13 protein-coding genes are annotated in these 20,598 nt (G+C 66.6%); 11 read left to right on the top strand and 2 right to left on the bottom strand.

Annotated features, from left to right (window positions below):
- Positions 1-98: 98 nt before the first annotated feature.
- From QMZ25_RS02710 to cueR, 6 genes are all read left to right on the top strand, one after another.
- On the top strand, positions 99-1,121 hold the full coding sequence (locus QMZ25_RS02710; protein WP_053516768.1) for a glucokinase: 1,023 nt from the start codon (positions 99-101) through the stop codon (positions 1,119-1,121).
- A 50-nt stretch (positions 1,122-1,171) separates the two neighbouring features.
- A complete protein-coding gene (locus QMZ25_RS02705) occupies positions 1,172-2,170 on the top strand; it encodes a N(4)-(beta-N-acetylglucosaminyl)-L-asparaginase (protein ID WP_053516718.1) in 999 nt (332 codons plus the stop codon).
- Positions 2,167-2,907: a copper homeostasis protein CutC gene (locus QMZ25_RS02700; RefSeq protein WP_197600509.1), complete on the top strand. Its 741-nt coding sequence runs from the start codon at positions 2,167-2,169 to the stop codon at positions 2,905-2,907. Before QMZ25_RS02705 ends, QMZ25_RS02700 begins: the two co-directional genes overlap by 4 nt.
- A gap of 295 nt (positions 2,908-3,202) precedes the next feature.
- Entirely contained in the window at positions 3,203-6,160 is a 2,958-nt protein-coding gene (locus tag QMZ25_RS02695) for a TonB-dependent receptor (RefSeq protein WP_283219085.1), read from the top strand.
- A 151-nt stretch (positions 6,161-6,311) separates the two neighbouring features.
- Complete coding sequence (locus QMZ25_RS02690) at positions 6,312-8,831, top strand: heavy metal translocating P-type ATPase (protein ID WP_283219084.1); 2,520 nt, start codon at positions 6,312-6,314, stop codon at positions 8,829-8,831.
- On the top strand, positions 8,818-9,258 hold the full coding sequence (cueR, locus tag QMZ25_RS02685) for a Cu(I)-responsive transcriptional regulator (protein ID WP_053516714.1): 441 nt from the start codon (positions 8,818-8,820) through the stop codon (positions 9,256-9,258). Before QMZ25_RS02690 ends, cueR begins: the two co-directional genes overlap by 14 nt.
- A gap of 88 nt (positions 9,259-9,346) precedes the next feature.
- Here cueR and QMZ25_RS02680 read toward each other — a convergent pair whose 3' ends face one another.
- Both QMZ25_RS02680 and QMZ25_RS02675 read right to left on the bottom strand, forming a co-directional pair.
- Positions 9,347-9,541, bottom strand: coding sequence for a heavy-metal-associated domain-containing protein (locus QMZ25_RS02680; RefSeq protein WP_053516712.1), 195 nt, complete (start codon positions 9,539-9,541; stop codon positions 9,347-9,349).
- A 157-nt stretch (positions 9,542-9,698) separates the two neighbouring features.
- Positions 9,699-12,773 carry a TonB-dependent receptor gene (locus QMZ25_RS02675; protein WP_193396325.1) on the bottom strand — a complete coding sequence of 1,025 codons (3,075 nt, stop codon included), beginning with the start codon at positions 12,771-12,773 and terminating at the stop codon, positions 9,699-9,701.
- 611 nt (positions 12,774-13,384) lie between these two features.
- Here QMZ25_RS02675 and QMZ25_RS02670 point away from each other — a divergent pair.
- The 5 genes from QMZ25_RS02670 (at position 13,385) to QMZ25_RS02650 (ending at position 20,517) form a co-directional block, all read left to right on the top strand.
- Positions 13,385-15,769 (top strand): GH92 family glycosyl hydrolase, encoded by a 2,385-nt coding sequence (locus QMZ25_RS02670; protein WP_283219101.1) that lies wholly within the window; start codon positions 13,385-13,387, stop codon positions 15,767-15,769.
- Between the two features lie 96 nt (positions 15,770-15,865).
- Entirely contained in the window at positions 15,866-16,918 is a 1,053-nt protein-coding gene (locus QMZ25_RS02665) for a LacI family DNA-binding transcriptional regulator (protein WP_053516709.1), read from the top strand.
- 59 nt (positions 16,919-16,977) lie between these two features.
- Complete coding sequence (gene fucP / locus QMZ25_RS02660; RefSeq protein ID WP_053516708.1) at positions 16,978-18,291, top strand: L-fucose:H+ symporter permease; 1,314 nt, start codon at positions 16,978-16,980, stop codon at positions 18,289-18,291.
- Positions 18,292-18,298: 7 nt separating this feature from the next.
- Positions 18,299-19,294 (top strand): carbohydrate kinase, encoded by a 996-nt coding sequence (locus QMZ25_RS02655; RefSeq protein WP_053516706.1) that lies wholly within the window; start codon positions 18,299-18,301, stop codon positions 19,292-19,294.
- Entirely contained in the window at positions 19,291-20,517 is a 1,227-nt protein-coding gene (locus QMZ25_RS02650) for an AGE family epimerase/isomerase (RefSeq protein ID WP_283219083.1), read from the top strand. The genes QMZ25_RS02655 and QMZ25_RS02650 overlap by 4 nt, the downstream gene beginning before the upstream one ends.
- The last annotated feature ends 81 nt before the right edge of the window (positions 20,518-20,598 follow it).

The following is a 20,598-nucleotide window of genomic DNA, read 5'->3' as shown; positions in this document are numbered from 1 at the left end:
GGCCATGGCAGGGGCGGCTGCCGGCGCTGCGCCGCGCTAGGCAAAGCGACCCTGATGCCTGAGAATCGGTGCGATTCAATCGATTCAAGCAGGCCAGAGTGACCATCGCAGCAGTGCCACCGGTTTCCACCGACTCCTCCCGCGGCGGTCTTCCGCGAAGCCTGGTCGTCGCCGATGTCGGCGGTACCTTTGCCCGCCTGGCGCTGGCTGAAACGCTGCCGGGACAGGCGCCACGGCTGGGCAGTCATCGCACCTACGCGTGTGCCGATCATTCCAGCCTGGCGGCGATTCTGGCCGACTTCACCCGGAGCCTCGCACTGCCGGTGCGGTCGGCGGTGGTCGCCATCGCCGGCCTGCTCGATGGCGATGTGCTGATCAATGCCAATCTGCCGTGGACGGTGTCGTTGTCCGCCACCCGCGCACAGTCCGGTCTGGACGATCTGCAGCTGATCAATGATTTCGAGGCGGTGGCACTGGCCATTCCCTACCTGCAGGCCGACACCCTGGTTCCATTGAACGGCGATGCCGACCCGGCGATGGCGTTCCCGGCGCTGGTGCTGGGGGCCGGTACCGGCCTGGGCGCGGCGCTGCGCTTCGCCGATGGCGGGCGTCCGGTGCTGCCCAGCGAGATCGGCCACGCTGCCCTGGGGGCCGGCAACGCGCTGGAGCTGGAGGTGCTGGGGAGGCTGCTGCAGCGGTGGCCACATGTGGACAACGAGCGTGTGCTGTCCGGCAGCGGTCTGATGAATCTGTATCCGTGCCTGTGCGAGCTGCGTGGCGTCACTCCGGTGTGGTCCAGCACCGAAGCGCTGATCGGCGCCGCACGCAGCGGCGAAGACGCACTTGCAGTGGAGACGCTGCAGGTGTTCTGCGCCTGGCTGGGCAGCCTGGCCGGCGATGCCGCCATCGCCGTGGGGGCCCGCTCGGTGTACCTGGCGGGCGGCATTTCCACCCACGTGCAGGATTTCCTTGCCGATGGCCGCTTCCGCGAGCGCTTCCTCAACAAGGGCGTGCTGGCCGACGTGCTGCGGCAGGTGCCGGTATGGCGGGTGGAACATGGCCAACTGGGCGTGCTGGGCGCCGCCGTCTGGCACGCGGCGCGGTACCCCGTACACGATTGATCGGTGCTGCCGGCATCGGGCCGGCGACACGTTGCAGACTGGGAGGCAACATGGTGGATCGCAGGCAGTTCCTGCAGGCCGGAGCGCTGGCGGCAGGCATGGCCGCCCTGCCGGGCGTACAGGCACGTGTGCAGGGCGGAGCGAAGGTGGTCTCGACCTGGGATTTCGGTGTGCCGGCCAACCAGGCGGCATGGAAGGTCCTGGCGCAGGGCGGCAGTGCCCTGGACGCAGTGGAGGCCGGCGCACGCTGGGCCGAGAGCGAGCTGTGCAATCCCACCGTGGGCCATTGCGGCAATCCGGATCGGGACGGCGTGCTGAGCCTGGACGCGAGCATCATGGACGGCGATGGCCGCTGCGGTGCGGTGGCCGCGCTGGTCGACATCCCGCACCCGGTGTCGGTGGCCCGCAAAGTGATGGAAAACAGCCCGCACGTGTTGCTGGTGGGTGAAGGGGCGCAGCAGTTCGCCGTGCAGCAGGGCTTCGAGCGCAGGCGTCTGCTGACGCCGCAGGCCGAAGCGGCCTGGCGCGAGTGGTTGAAGACCGAGAAGTACCAGCCCCAGATCAACGCCGAGCGACGTGGCCTTCCCGGCAACAGCGACAACCATGACACCATCGGCATGCTGGCGCTGGATGCCCGGGGCCATCTTGCCGGTGCCTGTACCACCAGCGGCATGGCCTGGAAACTGCACGGCCGGGTTGGCGACAGTCCGATCATCGGCGCCGGCCTGTACGTCGACAACGAGGTCGGTGCTGCCACCGCATCGGGCGTGGGCGAAGAGATGATCCGCAATGCGGCCTCGTTCCTGGTGGTCGAGCTGATGCGCCAGGGTCGAACGCCCGCCCAGGCCTGCCGTGAGGCGATCGACCGCGTGGTACGCAAGCGTCCCGAGGCAAGCAGGACCCTGCAGGTGTGCTTCCTGGCCATGAACAAGCAGGGCGAGGTGGGCGCCTATGCGCTGCATCGCGGTTTCGTCTATGCCGTCTGCGATGCGCAGCGCCAGGACGACCTGCGCGATTCACCGTCGATCTACACGAGCACGCAGGCGTGAGCACGCGGCTCACCCTGGAGATCGCCAGCAACTCGCTGGCTTCGGCGTTGGCCGCGCAGGCCGGTGGTGCCGACCGCATCGAACTGTTCGACAACCTTGCCGAGGGCGGCACCACACCGTCGTTCGCCAGCATCGCCATGGCCCGCGAACGCCTGTCGATTCCGCTGTTCGTGCTGGTGCGGCCGCGGCCGGGTGATTTCCACTACGACGCCCTGGAGGCCGAGCTGATGCTGCGCGATATCGCACAGTGCCGTGCGCTGGGCTGCGATGGCGTGGTGATCGGTGCGTTGGACCGGCAGGGCGATATCGATCTGCCCCTGTGCCGCGCGCTCATCCAGGCGGCAGGTCCGCTGCAGGTGACGTTCCACCGTGCCTTCGACGCCGCGCGTGACCTTCCGGCGGCGTTGGAGCAGGTGATCGCTCTGGGGTGCAGCCGTGTATTGACGTCCGGGGGACAGGCCAGCGCGGCTGCCGGTGTCGACGTGCTGGAAGGCCTGGTCGCCCGGGCGGCGGGGCGCATCAGCGTGATGGCGGGTGCTGGCCTGGACCCGGCCAACATCGCTGCGGTGGCGCGGCACAGCGGCTGTGTTGAGCTGCACGCGTCGGCCAAGAGCCGCCGGCACTCGGCCATGCAGTTCCACAACCCGGCACTGCGCGGGCTGGACCCGCACTGGGATCAGACCGATGCCGCAATCGTGGCGGGGCTGCGGCGGGCGCTGGACGGCGATCTGTCCTGATACCGGGCGAAGTCGGTTCCGCGCGGGTCTGCCGCTCGCGTGTCATCAGTTCATCTCCGGCCTGCGGCGGCCAACCTGCGCAAGCCACTGATTCATCTACTTTTCAAGCGGGGACGGCAGCGGATCCGCAGCGGCGTGTTGCGCCGCGGAATGCTCTCTCCGGTTCAGCCGTGCTTTAGTTTGGATCGATCCACAGGGGGGCGCCGGAACCGGCTTGAACCGACCCGGCACCTGGATCTTCCGTAGTGCCGCGCCACCACCCATCCGTGCGACCACACCCTCCGAGAGCGACCACATGGCTCAGTTCGTCCGCAATCGTCGTCACCTGCTGTCCCAGGCCCTGGTCCTGGCCCTGCTTCCGCTGGCTGCCAATGCACAGGAAACCTCAGGTTCGTCCACCAAGGATCTCGACGCGGTCACCGTCACTGGCTCGCGCATCAAGCGCGCCAGCGTCGAAGGCCCAGCTCCCGTCAACGTGATCACCGCGCAGCAGATCCAGAAGGAAGGCTTTGTCAGCGTGTACGATGCGCTGAAGACATTGACCGAAGCCACCGGCACCGTGGAGGCGGCTTCGCAGTGGGGCTCGCACACGCCCAACGCCAGCGGCCTGAATCTGCGCGGGATGGGCCCCAACCGCTCACTGCTGCTGGTCAATGGCCGTCGCGTGGCCGACTACCCGTTGCCCTATGGCGGGGAGACCAATTTCTCCAACTACGGCAACATTCCCGCCGCTGCGGTGGAGCGCATCGAGGTCCTGACCGGCGGCGCCTCTGCGATCTACGGCTCGGATGCCATTGCAGGCGTGGTCAACGTCATCCTGAAGACCCACTACGACGGCGACGAAGTGCGCGTGCGCGGCGGCACCTCCACTGAAGGTGGTCGCGATACCTGGGATCTGTCGTGGGCGGGTGGCAGGACCGGAGACAACTGGAGCGTGACCTACGCGCTGCAGTACACCAAGCGCGATCCGCTGTTCGGCCGTGACCGGTCGCAGATGGATGATGCCGATGATGCGCCGCGCCCCTCCTGGAACATGGAACAGCGCAAGGTCGGTTTCCGTCCTACCGCCGGCCTGGCCCTGATCGACCCGGGTACCGGCCAGCGACTGGCGCCGCCGACCGGCACCTGCGAGAAGTTCGATGGCGAGTACTACACCGCCGATCGACTGGTCTACAACTACAACAACGATACGATCACCAATACCGGGCAGTTGTGTGGCATGACGGCCGACTATGCCAACTGGCTGCTGACCGGTGGTGCCGAGAATGTGTCCGGCAATCTGTATGCCACGTTCGATTTCGACAGCGACCTGCAGGGCTGGACCAACCTGGCGGTGTACCGGTCGGAGGCGATCTGGGGGACCAATCCGCCCAGCGTGACGCTCATCGATGATGACAACGGCTACTACTGGGATGCCAACCGCAACCGCGCGATCCTGGGCGTGCGCCAGTTCACGCCCAACGAAGTGGGCGGCCTGGACACCCTTCGCAACACCAACCGGGAGCTGTCCTGGGACTGGAGTGCAGGCCTGCGCGGGCGCCTGGCGGACCGCTTCGACTGGAGTGCCACCATCGGCCGTTCCTACTACCGCGTGGAAGAGCGGCAGAATGTAGTGGACGAGCAGAAGTCCTATGACTTCTTCCTCGGCCCGCGCCTGGGTACGACGGCGGATGGTGAAGCGATCTACGCACTGGACGAAGCACGCTGGTGGAACCCGCTCACGCCGGACCAGTACTGGCAGATGGGTACGGTGGCGAAGAACCGTGCGTCTTCCTGGGTCAACCAGGCGTCGGCGGACATCACCGGTGAGTTGTTCCAGGGCTGGGCGGGGCCTGTTTCGTTCGCGGCGGTGGCCGAGGTGGCGCAACAGGGATATCACCTCGCTCCCGACCCTCGCGCCGGCATCGATTTCGACCTGCAGAACGTTGATCGCGGTGGCGGCGAGCGCACGCGCTACTCGGCGGGCGTGGAGTTCAAGATTCCACTGCTGGACAGCGTGATCGCCACCGCGGCGGCACGCTATGACCGTTACGGCAGTTACAAGGCCGACGCCAATGTAGAGGCGCTGGACATCGGCAGCCAGAAGGAGACCACCTGGAATGTCGGTCTGGAATGGCGGCCGGTGGAGTCGCTGCTGGTACGCGGTTCCTACGCCACCAGCTTCCACGCGCCTGACATGCACTACCTGCTGGGGCAGCCCAGCAGTTCCGAGGTGCAGACCTATGACCGCCTGCGTTGCATCGAAAGCGGTGCCTATCTGGTCAACAACTGTGGAGTGGGCAATACCGATGTCTGGTACACGTTCGACGTGAATCGTCGCGGTACTCCGCTGCTGCGCTCGGAAACGGGGGATTCATGGACGGTCGGATTCGTCTGGGATGTGATGTCCAATCTTTCGATCAGTGCCGACTACTGGGCGATCAAGCTGGAGGACATGATCGTCGATGTCGGCGCCGACGAGGTGCTGGCCAGCGAAGCGGGCTGCCGCACGGGACTGAACATCGACGGCACGCCGTGGGCCAATCCGGCCGGTGCGGACTACTGCGCCGGCATCCTCGCGCGCGTGAACCGCGACAGCAATGGCCGCCTGGTGTCGATCGAGCGGGGGCCGTTCAACCTGGCCAGCCGGGAGGTCCGCGGTATCGACCTGACCGCGCGTTACCGGTGGGACAGCGCAGCATGGGGAAGCTTCCAGTTCGGCGTGAACTACACCAACCAGCTGTCGACCAAGGAGCAGCGCTATGCCGCGGATCCGAATCCGCAGCGCCGTGACCGCGACCTGCGCAGCAAGCTGCGAGCGAGCCTGGCCTGGCAGCGTGGTCACTGGAACGCGAATGTGTACGCCGACCGCATCGGCTCGGTGCCGGGCGTGCGTTACCACTGGGGCACCGACCGCCTGGACAATCCCGGCGGCTGCCTGCCGTTCTCCGATGGCTACGTACCCAGCGACAGTCCTTCGCTGGACTGCCTGGAACCTGCCACGCGTCCCGATGGTTCGCCGAATCCGAATCCGAACGCCGGCCAGCGCACGGCGCGCTACTACGGCCGGGTTGGACCGTTCATCACCTGGAACGTCAATGTGGGCTATCAGGTGACTGAACGCGCCAAGGTCAATGTGTACGTCAACAACGTCTTCAACTCGGCCAGCTGGAACCACAAGGATCCCTACAAGCTGGACTACGATTTCGCGCCGACCCGGCTGCTCGGTGCGGTTGGCCGCGAGTTCGCGCTGGAATACGTGTTCACGTTCTGAGCCCGCGCCATGGATCCACCCTCGACCGGTGGATCCATGGCCCGCGGATGAAGTGAACGCTGGGTCGGCGGACAGGACAGGCTGGATTTGACCTTCCCACGATGGCAAGGTTTAGCCTGTTCCTGTCCAGAAGGAACCCGGGAATCCAGTCATGAGCCTGCCGCACGCCACCACCGCCGCTTCCGTGCCTGATCCGATCAGCCTGCCCATCGAAGGCATGACCTGCGCGAGCTGCGTAGGCCGGGTCGAGGCCGCGCTGGCCAAGGTGGAGGGGGTCGGCAGCGTCTCGGTGAACCTGGCCACGGAACGTGCCGATATCCGTCCGTCGGGGCCGGTGGACCGCGCCGCCTTGATCCAGGCGGTGCACAAGGTCGGCTATGAGGTTGCGGCCACGACCGTGGAGCTGGCCGTGGAGGGCATGACCTGCGCGTCCTGCGTGGGCCGGGTCGAACGCGCACTGCTGGCCGTGCCGGGCGTGAGCGCGGCGAGCGTCAACCTGGCCACCGAGCGTGCCACCGTTCGCGGCGCAGCAGACGTGGAGGCGCTGCTGGCGGCGATCGACAGGGCGGGCTACGGCGCTCGTCTTCTTGATGGCAGCGCGCAGGCCGATGACGGCGGGGAGAAGAAGGACGCCGAGCGTGCTGAACTCAAACACGCGCTGATACTGGCCAGCGTGCTGGCCCTGCCGGTGTTCGTACTGGAAATGGGATCGCATCTGATCCCGGGCATGCACCACTGGGTGATGTCGACCATCGGGTTGCAGGCCAGCTGGTATGTGCAGTTCGTGCTGACCACGCTGGTTCTGGTAATTCCCGGCCGGCGCTTCTACCAGAAGGGCATTCCGGCACTGCTGCGTTTGGCACCGGACATGAACTCGCTGGTCGCGGTGGGCACCGCGGCGGCGTTCGGCTACTCGGTGATCGCGACCTTCGCACCGCGGCTGCTGCCGCCCGGCACGGTGAACGTCTATTACGAAGCTGCGGCGGTGATCGTCGCGCTGATCCTGCTGGGCCGCTTTCTCGAGGCGCGTGCCAAGGGCCGTACGTCGGAAGCCATCAAGCGGCTGGTCAAGCTCCAGGCCAAGGTCGCCCACGTAGTACGCGATGGTCGGGTGGTCGACGTCCCGGTGGGCGAGGTGGTCAGTGACGACCTCGTGGAAATACGTCCTGGCGAACGCGTCCCGGTGGATGGCGAGGTGGTCGAGGGGCGCAGCTTCGTCGATGAGTCGATGATCAGCGGTGAGCCGGTTCCGGTTGAAAAGGCATCGGGCGCGGCCGTGGTCGGTGGTACGGTCAACCAGCAGGGAGCACTGACCGTGCGTGCCACGGCGGTAGGTGCGCAGACCGTGCTTGCGCAGATCATCCGCCTGGTTGAACAGGCACAGGGGTCGAAACTGCCGATCCAGGCCGTGGTCGACAGGGTCACGCTGTGGTTCGTGCCTGCGGTGATGCTGGCCGCGTTGGCCACCTTCGTGGCGTGGCTGCTGCTCGGGCCGTCCCCGGCGCTTACCTTCGCCCTGGTCAATGCCGTGGCCGTGCTGATCATTGCGTGCCCCTGTGCGATGGGGCTGGCAACGCCGACCTCGATCATGGTCGGCACCGGGCGGGGCGCGGAGATGGGCGTGCTGTTCCGCAAGGGCGAGGCACTGCAGTTGCTGAAGGATGCGCGGGTGGTGGCGGTGGACAAGACCGGAACCCTGACCGAGGGCCGCCCGCGATTGACCGATCTGGAGCTGAGCAACGGTTTTGCGCGAGCGGCGGTGCTGGGCGCGGTCGCGGCCGTTGAATCGCGCTCGGAGCATCCGATCGCACGCGCGATCGTGATGGCCGCCGAGGAGGAGGGCATCTCCGTGCCGGCCCTGCAGGCGTTCGAATCGGTCACCGGCATGGGGGTGCGTGCGATCGTGCAGGGAAGCCGCATTGAAGTCGGGGCCGACCGGTTCATGCGAACGCAGGGCGTTGATATCGATGGCGTTGCCGCGCTGGTGCAGCGTCTGGGAGGTGAAGGAAAGTCGCCGCTGTACGCCGCCTTCGATGGCCGGCTGGCAGCGGTGATCGCAGTGTCCGACCCGATCAGGACGAGCACGCCGGCCGCCGTCACCGCACTGCATGAGCTGGGACTGAAGGTGGCGATGATCACCGGCGACAATGCCCGCACCGCACAGGCGATCGCGCGCCAGTTGGGCATCGACGAGGTCGTGGCCGAAGTGCTGCCCGAAGGCAAGGTGGAGGCGGTGCGACGCCTCAAGGCTGCGCATGGTCACGTCGCCTTCGTCGGCGACGGCATCAACGATGCGCCGGCGCTGGCGGAGGCGGATGTGGGCCTGGCCATCGGCACCGGTACCGATGTGGCGGTGGAATCGGCCGATGTAGTGCTGATGTCCGGCAGTCTGCTGGGCGTGCCCAATGCCATCGCGCTGTCCAGGGCCACCCTTGGCAACATCCGGCAGAATCTGTTCTGGGCCTTCGCCTACAACACCGCTCTGATTCCGGTGGCCGCCGGCGTGCTGTATCCGGCTTTCGGCATCCTGCTGTCGCCTGTATTCGCCGCCGGTGCGATGGCACTGTCCAGCGTGTTCGTGCTGGGCAATGCACTGCGCCTGCGTCGCTTCCGGGCGCCGATGGCCGACGCCGCCAGCCACCGAAAAGGAGACTGTCTTGAACATCGGTGAGGCCGCGAAGGCATCGAGCGTTTCGGCGAAGATGATCCGCTACTACGAGCAGATCGGGCTGATTCCTGCTGCCGACCGTACGGCATCCGGCTACCGGGCCTATTCGCACGCCGACGTGCATCGACTGCGGTTCATACGCCGCGCGCGGGACCTGGGATTCTCGGTCGCGGAGATCACGGATCTGCTGGGCCTGTGGAACGATACCTCGCGCCACAGCGCCGACGTCAAGCGCCTGGCCGAGCAGCACATCGATGATCTCGAGCAGCGCATCGACCACATGCGGCAGATGGCCGATACGCTGAAGTCGCTGATCAGCTGCTGTGCGGGCGACGAGCGGCCGGAGTGCCCGATCCTGCAGCGGCTGGAGGAGGGCGAGGAAGGCGCGGAGCCAGTCGCGGCGCGGCGGCGGCAGGCGCGCCGGAGCTGAGCCGCGGGGCGCAGGGGCCTTCGCACCTGCGCGGCGGGAGTGCTGTGGCTCCTTCAGAAGGACGTGGGCATCGCCCGGAGCCGGGCGATCAGGCGGTGCGCGGCGGGAAGCCTGCGTCCTTCACAGCGGCGAAGATCTCCGCTTCGCTGGCCGTGGTCTGCACCTGCACGCGGCCTGTCGGCGGATCGGCGACCACGCGTGCCTGCGGATCAACGCTCTGGATCGCGCGGGTCACGCTGCGCGCGCATCCGCCGCAGGTCATGCCGTCAACATGGAAGTCCATCTGTAGCTCCTTCGGTTCCGGGGAATGCAGCCAGTGTGCACCTTCCAGCGATGGCAGGGTCAAGTGATGCCTCCGCGATGCCCATGAAAAACGGCAGCCACCTGTACCAGCGTGGCTGCCGTGGAGGAATGTCCCCGCGCCGGGCGGGGCGACTGCCTTAGAACTTCCAGGTCGCGCCGAAGTACAGCTGGCGGCCCGCGTAGGTATTGGAGATCAGGCGGGCCTTGGTGTCATTGCCCAGATGCACGCGCTGCTCGGACTTGGTGGCGTTGATCACCGACGCGGTCAGGGTCCACTCCGGGGTGAGGTTGTAGGCCACGTTGAGATCAAGCTGGTCGTACGGCTCGGTGTAGACCGTCATGCCGTTGTTCAGTCCGCCGACCACCTGGCCGCGACGGTTGTACGAGGCGCGGGCAAGGAACTTGTCGTTCTCGTAGAACACCGTCACGTTGGCCTGGTTCTTGGCGCTGCCGACCAGCGGCGACGAGCCGATGTTCTGCCCATCCAGCACGATCGAGGCCAGGTTGGTGTCGTTGTAGGTGTAGTTCGCCTGCACGCCGACGCCGAAATCGAAGGTGTACTGGCCGTACAGCTCCACGCCCTGCGACACACCGTCCTGGCCGTTGGCACGGGTCTCGTAGTCCTGCACGGTCACGGTTTCGCCACCGACCTGCATCTGCATGTCGCGCACGACAGGCACGGTGAAGTTGTCCACGTTCTTGCGGAACAGGCCCACGCCGGCCACCGCGCCCGGCTGGAAGTACCACTCCAGGCCGAGGTCGAACTGGGTGGCCTCGAAGGGTTCAAGCTGCTTGTTGCTGCCGTCGCCGGTCCAGCCCGGGGTCGGTGCACCGCCGGCCACGCGGCGGTCGTTGACGTACTCCTCGCTGTAGTAGCGCAGGCTGCCCGGAGCGCCGATCTCGGTGTAGCCGGGGCGTGCGATGACCTTCGAGGCGGCGCCGCGCAGCAGCAGGGTATCGGTGATGTCCCAGGCGATGTTGAAGCTCGGCAGGACGTCGGTGTAGGTGCGGTCCACGCCCAGCAGCTCGAAACTCTTGCTCTGTGCCAAGTTGTAGGGCAGGCGCACGAAACCGCTCTCGCAGCTGTAGTTCGGGTAGGCCGCCGCGGCCGGGTCGGAGCACGCCATCGGTGCGCCTGCGGCGTTGTCGAGGAAGTAGTCGTCGAAACGCTCGATCGAATCGGTGGACTGCGCCAGCTGCTTGGTGCGCACCACGCGCACGCCCACGTTGCCGCGCACCCGCTCGGTGCGGAAGTTGGCCTGGAAGTAGCCCGAGTAGATCTTCTCGTTGACGTTGTAGATGAAGTCGTCCTCGACACGGTTGTGCGAACCGCCGTAGGTCTTGTTCAGGTAATCGATGTAGGCCGGATAGTTGATGCCCGGGAACACGTTGGTATTGAAGCCGCCGGGGATGTTGCTGATCGGGTTGGACAGGAAGAAGCCGGGCTGGGCGATATTGGCCGTAGGGTCGCAGCCGCTCTGGTAGCGGTTGTTGTCGTAGTCCGACGGGTCTCGGCCCTGGCACACCCAGTAGGTATTGCCGGTGTTGCGGTGCACCGTGCCGTCACGATACTTGGCACCGAACTGGATCGAGTCCAGCCAGCCGGATTCGAACAGCTTGGTGACATCGGCCTGGAAATAGTTCTGCTTGATCTCGGTCTGCTTCCAGGACGAGTCGGTCGAACCGGTGTCGATCTCGGCGATGCCGGCCATGAGCTGCTGCTGCAGGTCGGGTGCGAAGGTGCCCGACGGCGTGCCGGTCAGGTCCCAGGAGGTGCTGCTGGACGATTCCCACACGCCATTGGTCTGCCGACGCGGTTTGGCTGACATGCGGAAGTTCATCGAGGGGCCGCCTTCGGACCAGGTACGGCCGCCGGTGAACGACGCCTTCCACAGCGGGCTGATATCCCAGTCGATGCTGAGGTCGGCGGTCTGCGAGAGCGCCTTTTCGCGGCTGTAGCCGCCGGTGAGCTGCGGGGTCGGAATGGTGCAGTCATCGGGGCCCCAGCCCCCCGGCTCGAGCCCGGCCGCTTCGGCCTCGGCTTCATTGCAGTAATAGGTCTTGCCGGCCAGCTTCTCGAACTGCGCGCCGGTGACGACGGTGCCGCTGGGATCGAAGTCCAGCCCGTTGAGCATGCGGCCGCCGGCCCAGTTGCCGTCACCATTGAAGCGGGCCATGCTCCACTCCGGCACCTTCAGCATGTGCTGGGCGTAGTTGCCCTCCAGCTCGAAGCGGAAGTAGTTGGCCGTCATGGTCACGTTGTCGACCGGCTTGAACTGGAAGGTCAGCTGCCCGCCCTTGCGCTCGCGCGTTTCCTCCTTCACCGCGAAATTGACCGATGTCGGCATGAAGAAGTCGGTGTAGTTGCGACCGTTCTGGTTGTTGAAGCCGGAGTTGCCCCACCAGTACTCGATGCCGTCCTGCAGCATGGGGTTGCCATGCACGTCGCGCGCATCGGTATCGGTGCCGTACCACTGATAGTTCTCGGTGGTGACTTCCATGGTGCGGCTGGTGCGTTTCTGCTGGGTCACGCCGACCAGCACGCCGAAACGCTCGTCCTTGCTGTGCCACGAGTACAGTGCGGAGGCCTGCGGATCGATGTCGTGACTGGTGTCTGACGAGGTGCCTTCAAGGGTGACGAAGCCCGAGTTGGACTCCATGTCCAGAGGGCGCCGGGTGTGCAGGATGACCGTGCCGCCGATGCCGCCTTCATCGATGCGCGCTTCCGGCGATTTGAACAGCTCGGCGCTGGACAGCATGTTGGACGGCAGAAGGGTGTAGTTGAAAGAGCGGGTCGCCTCGTCGTTGGTCTCGGAGGTGGCGACGTAGTTGCCGTTCAACTGGGTCAGCGTCAGGTCTGCAGCGAGGCCGCGCACGCTGACCGTCTTGCCTTCGCCGCCGTCGCGGGTGATGACCACGCCCGGTACGCGCTGCAGCGCGTCGGCCACGTTCTTGTCGGGGAACTTGCCGACGTCTTCGGCCGTGATTACTTCGACCACGGCGTTGGCGTCGCGCTTCTGCTCAAGGCTCTTTTCGATGGCGTAGCGGTAGCCGGTGACCTGGACGCTGTCCAGGGTGGTGGCATCGGGCGTGCCGGTGGTGGCCTGCTGCGCCGCGGCGCCCGCCGGCAGGACGGCAGCGGCCAATGCCAGCGCGATGGCCAGCGACAGTGCGTCCTGGCCATGCATGCGTTTTGAGTGACTCATTCCCATCTCTCCCTCTCTCCTGGATTGATCCGGTGACGTGTGACGTGGTGCGGATGACTTGAATCGATCTAATCTGTGGTGATGCCGGTGCGGTCGCTACGCAGTTGCAACTGCATCCTTTGTCTGTGCCGGCCCGTCCTGTCGCTGCTTCCCCAAACTCCCGGCCACCGCAACGTCGTCTTGGATCGATCTAAGCGATGGGCGGGCGTTTTTTAGCATGGGTTGCCCGTCGGCGCATGCTGCTGCGCAATATGGTATTGCCGTGGCGGGGGCATGACGTTTTTCTGAATCGGCTGGAAACGTTTTCTCGCGCGATTCCCCGGCAGGCCGGCCAAGAGGCCGCGCGGCGGGACGTATGCTGCGGCGCAGAATGCATTGGCGCGAATCGCCATGCTCTACTTGAATCGATCTAAATTCACGGTTGCGCGGGTCTCGCGCCATTCCACGGGGAGCAGGCTGCCTGCAGGCAGCGCTCAGCGGAAGGCGTTGCAGGCTCCAGCCGTCTGCCACCGCACCATCGACCACAGGAACCCGACATGCGCCCAGTGCCGTCCGCTCCCGCTGTCCCCTCGACGCCGCGCCCGTTGACGCGATTGGCCTGGCTACTCGCACTGGCGATGTCGCCGGTGCTGCTGCAGGCCGCCCCGGCCGCACTCGAGCGCGAGGTGAACACCTTCATCGGCAGCAAGGACGATGGCAACACGTTCCCGGGCGCCTCGGCACCCTTCGGCCTGATCCAGGTCAGCCCCATCGGCAGCCACTATTCGGGGTGGCGCTACGACGACGAGAAGATCCGTGGCTTCGGCCACTCCTTCCTGTCCGGTGCCGGGTGCTGGGAGCAGGGCGGCCAGGTCTCGGTCCTGCCCGTGACCGGCAGCATCGGTCCCGGTGGCGATTTCGACACCGCCGACGCCAAGAGCTTCAACCACAAGACCTATGCCGCGTCGTACACGCATGACGGCGAAATCGGCCAGGCCGGCTACTACAAGGTGCGCCTGACCAGCTACGGTGGCGTCGATGCCGAGGCGACCGCGCGCACCCGTGCCGCCGCCGAGCGCTACACCTTCAGCCAGCGAAGCGGCGATGGCCACGTGCTGGTGAATGTCGGCCAGGCGAATGAACGCCATTCGGTGATCGGCAGCGTGATCGACGTGGTCGGCGACCGCGTGGTCGAGGGCAAGCTGGTCACCAAGAGTTTCTGCGGTGGCCACCAGTACACGACGTGGTTCCGCATCGAGTTCGATCGCCCGTTCAAGGCGCATGGGACCTGGGGCGAGGCCGGTGGCCTGCCGGGGGCGCGCCACAGCATGGAAGGCGAGCAGAAGCCGAACGGTGCCTGGTTGAGCTTCGACCTGGCCAAGGGGCAGTCGGTCACGGCGGTGAGCGCGATTTCGCATGTCGATGCCGAAGGCGCGCGCACCAACCTGCGCACCGAGGGCATGCAGGGCGGAGCGCTGATGGGCTTCGACCGCATGCGCGCGCTGTCGCAGCAGGCGTGGCGCGAGGAGCTGGGCCGGGTGCGCGTGCAGGGCGGCAGTGCTGATGACCGCACGGTGTTCTACAGCGCCGCCTACCACGCGCTGCTGCAGCCGCTGACCGGCAGCGATGCCGACGGCCGCTACCGCGGCTACGACGATGGCATCCATCGCGCGGATGGCTGGACCTACTACGAGTACTTCTCGCTGTGGGATACCTACCGTGCGCAGAACCAATGGCTGGCGCTGACCCGCCCCGATGTGGCGCGTGACATCGGCCGCACGCTGCTGGCGATCGACGAGCAGGGGGGCTGGCTGCCACGCTGGGGTTACGCCAACTTTGAGACGAACATCATGACCGGCGATCCGGTGACCCCGTTCATGGTCGACCTGTGGCGTTTCGGTGCGTTCAAGGGCCGTGAATCGCAGGCGTGGGATGCGCTGCGCCGCAATGCGTTCGGCACCCCGCCGTTGAATTCCCGTCATGCGGGCCGGTCGGGCAATCCGACCTATCTGGACAAGGGCTACGTGGTCTACGACCGTGCGTTCCCGTCCAAGGGCATGGACGTCGATCCGCATCACGGCGGCTCGGCCACTCTGGAATATGCACTGGCCGACTGCGCGCTTTCGCAGATGGCCGATAGCCTGGGTCACGCGCGGGATGCGGCGACCCTGCGAGAGCGCGGCCGCAACTGGCGCAAGGTGTGGGACCCGCAGGTCCGCGACGCCGAGACCGGCTTCAGCGGCTTCCCGCGGCCTCGTACCGAGGACGGGCAGTGGTACACCCCGGCCGACGGGCACTACAGCCCACGTTCCCACCACGGCTTCCATGAAGGCACCGCGTGGCAGTACCAGTGGCTGGCGCAGCAGGACATGCCGGGGCTGGTCGAGGCGATGGACGGTCGTGAGCAGGCCGGGCGCCGGCTCGATGCCTTCTTCGCGATGGATGCACTGCAGGCCGACCCGCTCAATGCCGCGCGGCGCGAATGGGTGGTCGGGCCCTACAGCTACTACAACCAGTTCCGCTACAACCCGAACAACGAACCCGATCTGCACGCGCCGTGGCTCTACACCCTGATCGGCCAGCCGTGGAAGACCGCCGCGGTGGTGCGGGCCGCGCAGCAGCTGTTCACCAATGCGCCCAATGGCGTGACCGGCAACGACGATCTTGGAACGATGTCGGCGTGGTACCTGTTCAGTGCGATCGGCATGTACCCGGCAGTACCGGGCAGTGGCCAGTTCCTGCTGCATACGCCGCGCTTTGCCCGGGTCGAGGTCGACATGGGCAATGGCCGCACCCTGCGCATCGATGCCCCGGGGGCGGACGGCCGCCGCCTGCAGTACGTGCAGGGCGTGCAGGTCGATGGCCAGGCGCATGCCCCGGTCTGGCTGGACTGGGAGCGCCTGCAGCAGGGCCCGCGCCTGCACTTCGCCCTCGACGCGCAGGCGCCGACCCAGGGGTGGGGCACGGCGGTCAAGGATCTGCCGGTGTCCTGGTGCGCGGCACCTGGCAGCCAGCTGCGTTGATCGGGGCTGTGCCGTTCGCGGCGACCCAGCGAACGGCACGGCACGAGACGGCCGCGATCCATTAGGCTTGAGCCCTCAGCGGAGCCCGGGAATACGATGAACGACAACGGCAGCAGCACTTCCAGCAAACGCGCCGGCAAGGCAGTGACGGTGACCGACATCGCGCGCGCCATCGGCGTATCGCGGGCGACCGTGTCGCTGGTGCTGCGCGGCAGCCCGCTGGTCAACGTCGATACCCGGGCCAAGGTCGAGGCCGAGCTGCGGCGCCAGCGCTATGTCTACAACCGCGCAGCAGCCAACCTGCGGCGGCGCACGTCCTCCAGCATCGCACTGGTGATCAACGACCTGTCCAATCCATTCTTCGCCGAATTCGCCTCCGGCGTCGACGAGGCGCTGGGTGGGCGTGGCTACGTGACCCTGCTGGGCAGCACCGGCGAATCGCCGGAACGCCAGCAGGCGGTGCTGTCCACGCTGATGGAACACACCCCGGCGGGGCTGATCCTGTCGCCGGCCGAAGGCAGCGATGCCACGCAGCTGCGCCAGGCACTGGGAGCCAATGCCAACGTCCTGCTGTTCAACCGTGAGCTGGACGGGGCCGATTGGGACTTCCTGACGCTGGACAACCAGCATGGGGCCTATCTGGCCACCCGCCACCTGATCGAGCGCGGCCATCGCCATATCGCCTTCTTCGGCGGCCACGCGGCGTCCAGTTCCTGCCACCAGCGCCGTGCCGGCTTCCAGCAGGCGCTGGCTGAGGCTGGACTGTCGCTGCCACCCGGCTGGATGATCGAATCGGCGCCGAACCGGCTGGAGGCGGCTGCACGCACCGACGAGCTGTTCGCCGATGGCCATCGGCCGAGCGCAGCGGTCTGCTACAACGACACCGTCGCGCTGGGGCTGATGCTGGGCTTGAACTCGCGCGGCATCCGGCCGGGCGGCGATTTCGCTGTCACCGGCTTCGACGATATTTCCGAGGCTTCGGTGGCGGTGCCACCGTTGACGACGCTGACCGCCGACCCGCGCGAGCGTGGCCGGCAGGCGGCGGCACTGCTGCTGCAGCGCCTGGACGAACCGGATGCGCCGCCACGGCGCACGGTGGCTCCGGTGCAGCTGCGGATCCGCGAAAGCAGTGCCGCCCGGCCGACCTGATTTCACTGCCGTTACTCCTTCCACGCAACAACGATTCCGCGCAACGAGGCGCGTTCCGCATGCCGATCTCAGCAACGCCCCGTCCGTCGGGTTCCCCGGGCAACGCACCGGCCGTCACCAACGGCAAGGCCCTGGCCGTGGTGACCACCATCTTCTTCATGTGGGGCTTCCTGACCTGCCTCAACGACATCCTGATTCCACACCTGAAAGCGGTGTTCGAGCTGAACTACGCGCGGGCGATGCTGGTGCAGTTCACCTTCTTCGGTACGTACTTCCTGATGTCGCTGCCCGCTGGCCGCCTGGTCGCGGCTCTCGGCTACAAGAAGGGCATCGTGGCCGGCCTGCTGATTGCAGGTGTGGGTGCGCTGGGCTTCTGGCCGGCGGCCGAACTGCGGATCTACGGCGCCTTCCTGGGTGCATTGTTCGTGCTCGCCACCGGCATCACCGTGCTGCAGGTGGCGGCCAATCCCTATGTGGCGCTGCTGGGCCCGGAGCAGACCAGCTCCAGCCGGCTGACCCTGGCGCAGGCGTTGAACTCGCTGGGTACGGCGATCGCGCCGATCTTCGGCGGCATGCTGATTCTTTCCAATACGGTCAAGAGCGCCGATGAAATGGCGGCGATGCCGGCCGCCGAACAGCTGGCCTATCGTGCTGCCGAGGCGCAGGCCGTGCAGGGCCCGTATGTGGGCCTCGCGGTGGCGCTGGTGCTGCTGGCGTTGTTCGTGTTCCTGTTCCGCCTGCCGGCGCTGAGCGATGCGACCGAACAGGCCGACCAGGGGCATCACCACAGCTATCTGGATGCGCTGCGCCAGCGTCATCTGCTTCTGGGCGTGCTTGGCATCTTCTTCTATGTCGGTGCGGAAGTGTCGATCGGCAGCTTCCTGGTGAACTACCTGTCGATGCCCGACATCGGCGGATTCAGCGAGCAGGAGGCCACACACTACGTTTCCGCCTACTGGACGATGGCGATGGTCGGCCGCTTTGCCGGCTCGGCGCTGCTGGCCCGCTTCTCGCCGAGCCGCCTGCTGGCGATCTTCGCACTGGTCAACGTCGGCCTGCTGGCGCTGACCATGGCCAGCGCCGGCAGTGTCGCGCTGTACTCGGTGGTGGCGATCGGCCTGTTCAACTCGATCATGTTCCCCACCATCTTCGCGCTCAGCATCGAGCGCCTGGGGCCGCTGACCAACAAGGGCTCGAGCCTGCTGATCATGGCCATCGTCGGCGGCGCCGTGGTGCCGTACCTGCAGGGCGTGCTGGCCGACCACATCGGGGTGCAGGCCAGCTTCATCCTGCCGCTGCTGTGCTACGTCTACATCATTTTCTACGGACTGGTCGGCGCACGTACGCCGGCCTCCGCAACGCAGGGAGGCTGAGTCCGGAATGGGTGCGATTGTCTGCTTCGGCGAAATTTTGATCGATCTACTGGCGCAGCCGCCGGCCAATGCGGACACGCCGCGCGCGTTCCTGCAATACGCCGGCGGGGCACCGGCCAACGTCGCGGTGGCTGCCGCGCGGCTGGGCGCGAAGACCCAGTTCGTCGGCATGCTGGGCCGCGACATGTTCGGCGACTTCCTAGCCGAAAGCCTGGCCGAGCACGGTGTCGGTACCGACTACATCGTCCGCACCGATGCAGCCAAGACCGCGCTGGCGTTCGTCGCTCTCGATGCAGAGGGGGAGCGCAGCTTCAGCTTCTACCGTCCGCCGGCGGCCGATCTGCTGTTCCGCGACAGTGATTTCCAGGCCGCCTGCTTCGACAGTGCGCAGTGCTTCCACGTCTGCTCCAACAGCCTGACCGAGGCGGCCATCGCGGACGCAACCTTCGCGGGCATGGAGCGCGCGCGCGCTGCCGGGGCTGTGGTCAGTCTCGACCTCAACCTGCGGCCGGCGCTGTGGCCGGCCGATGTCGATCCGTCGCCTCGCCTGTGGCAGGCGCTCGAACGCGCGGACCTGGTCAAGCTGTCGCGCGAAGAACTGGACTACCTGGCGGCGCCCCTGGGCGACGGCGGCGAGGACGCGGTGCTGCAGCGGCTGCTGGCGGCGCAGGCTCGCTGGGTGATCGTGACCGATGGTGCGGCCACGCTGCGCTGGTACACCCGCCAGGCGCAGGGCACGGTGACCAGCTTCCAGGTCGCCGCTGTCGATACCACCGCAGCCGGTGATGCCTTCGTGGGAGGCGTGCTGGTGGGACTGCTGGAGCGGGGTGGCGCAGGCGCGGGATTCAGCGCGTTCTGCCGGGACCCACAGGCCATCGACGCCACGCTGCGCTTCGGTGCCGCGGTCGGCGCGCTGGCCGTTACCCGCAAGGGCGCGTTCGCCGCGATGCCCTCGCTCGACGAAGTGCAGCAGCTGCTGCAGGCACAGGACATTACCGCATGAGCACCTCGCCCGACTTCCGTTCGCCCGCGTTCCTGCGCGCGCATATCGCCGATACCCTGGCGTTCTATCATCCGCGCTGCATCGATCCGGCCGGTGGCTTCTTCCATTATTTCCGTGACGACGGCAGCGTCTACGATGCCAGCCATCGCCATCTGGTAAGCAGCACCCGTTTCGTCTTCAACTACGCGATGGCCTATCGCGAGTTCGGCAAGGCCGAGTACCGCGAGGCCGTCGAGCATGGCGTGCGCTATCTGCGTGAGGTGCACCGCAATCCGGCCACCGGTGGCTATGCCTGGACCCTGCGCGATGGCCAGGTCGAGGACGACATGAATCACTGCTATGGCGTGGCGTTCGTCCTGCTGTCCTACAGCTGCGCGTTGAAGGCCGGCATCGAGCAGGCCCGCGCGTGGATGGATGAGACCTGGCAGCTGCTGGAGGCGCGCTTCTGGGAGCCGCAGCACGGTCTGTACCGGGACGAGGCGGACGGCCAGTGGAACTTCACCGGTTACCGTGGACAGAACGCCAACATGCACATGTGCGAGGCCATGCTGGCTGCGTTCGAGGCCAGTGGCGAACAGCGCTATGTGGAACGTGCCCTGCAGCTGGCCGACAACATGACCCGTCGCCAGGCAGCCAAGGCCGGTGGCCTGGTATGGGAGCACTACGATTCCAACTGGGAGATCGACTGGAACTACAACCTGGACGACCCCAAGCATCTGTTCCGTCCCTGGGGTTTCCAGCCGGGCCACCAGACGGAGTGGGCCAAACTGCTGCTGATCCTGGATCGGCACGTGCAGGCCGACTGGCTGGTGCCGACGGCGCGTCATTTGTTCGACGTGGCCGTGGAGCGCAGCTGGGACGAGGCCCGTGGTGGCCTGTACTACGGTTTCGCGCCGGAGTCACGGCGGCAGCCGGGCATGGACGGCGCGCCGATCGGCGGCGACAGCTTCGTCTGCGACGACGACAAGTACTTCTGGGTACAGGCCGAAACCCTGGCAACCGCTGCGCTGATGGCTGCGCGCACCGGTGATGACCGCTACTGGCAGTGGTACGACCGCATCTGGGCCTATTCCTGGGAGCACTTCGTCGATCACCGCTACGGCGCCTGGTTCCGCATCCTCGATGCAGACAACCGCAAGTACAGCGATGAAAAGAGCCCCGCAGGCAAGGTGGATTACCACACCATGGGTGCCTGCTACGAAGTGCTGAACGTCGTGCGTTGAGCATGACCGGCAGCGCCGGGCCATGCCCGGCGAAGCATGATCGGTAGCGCCGGGCCATGCCCGGCGAAGCATGATCGGTAG

It is taken from the genome of Stenotrophomonas sp. RS-48, from assembly GCF_030053245.1.
GTDB lineage: Bacteria > Pseudomonadota > Gammaproteobacteria > Xanthomonadales > Xanthomonadaceae > Stenotrophomonas > Stenotrophomonas maltophilia_P.
This window is presented reverse-complemented; position numbering and strand designations above follow the sequence as displayed.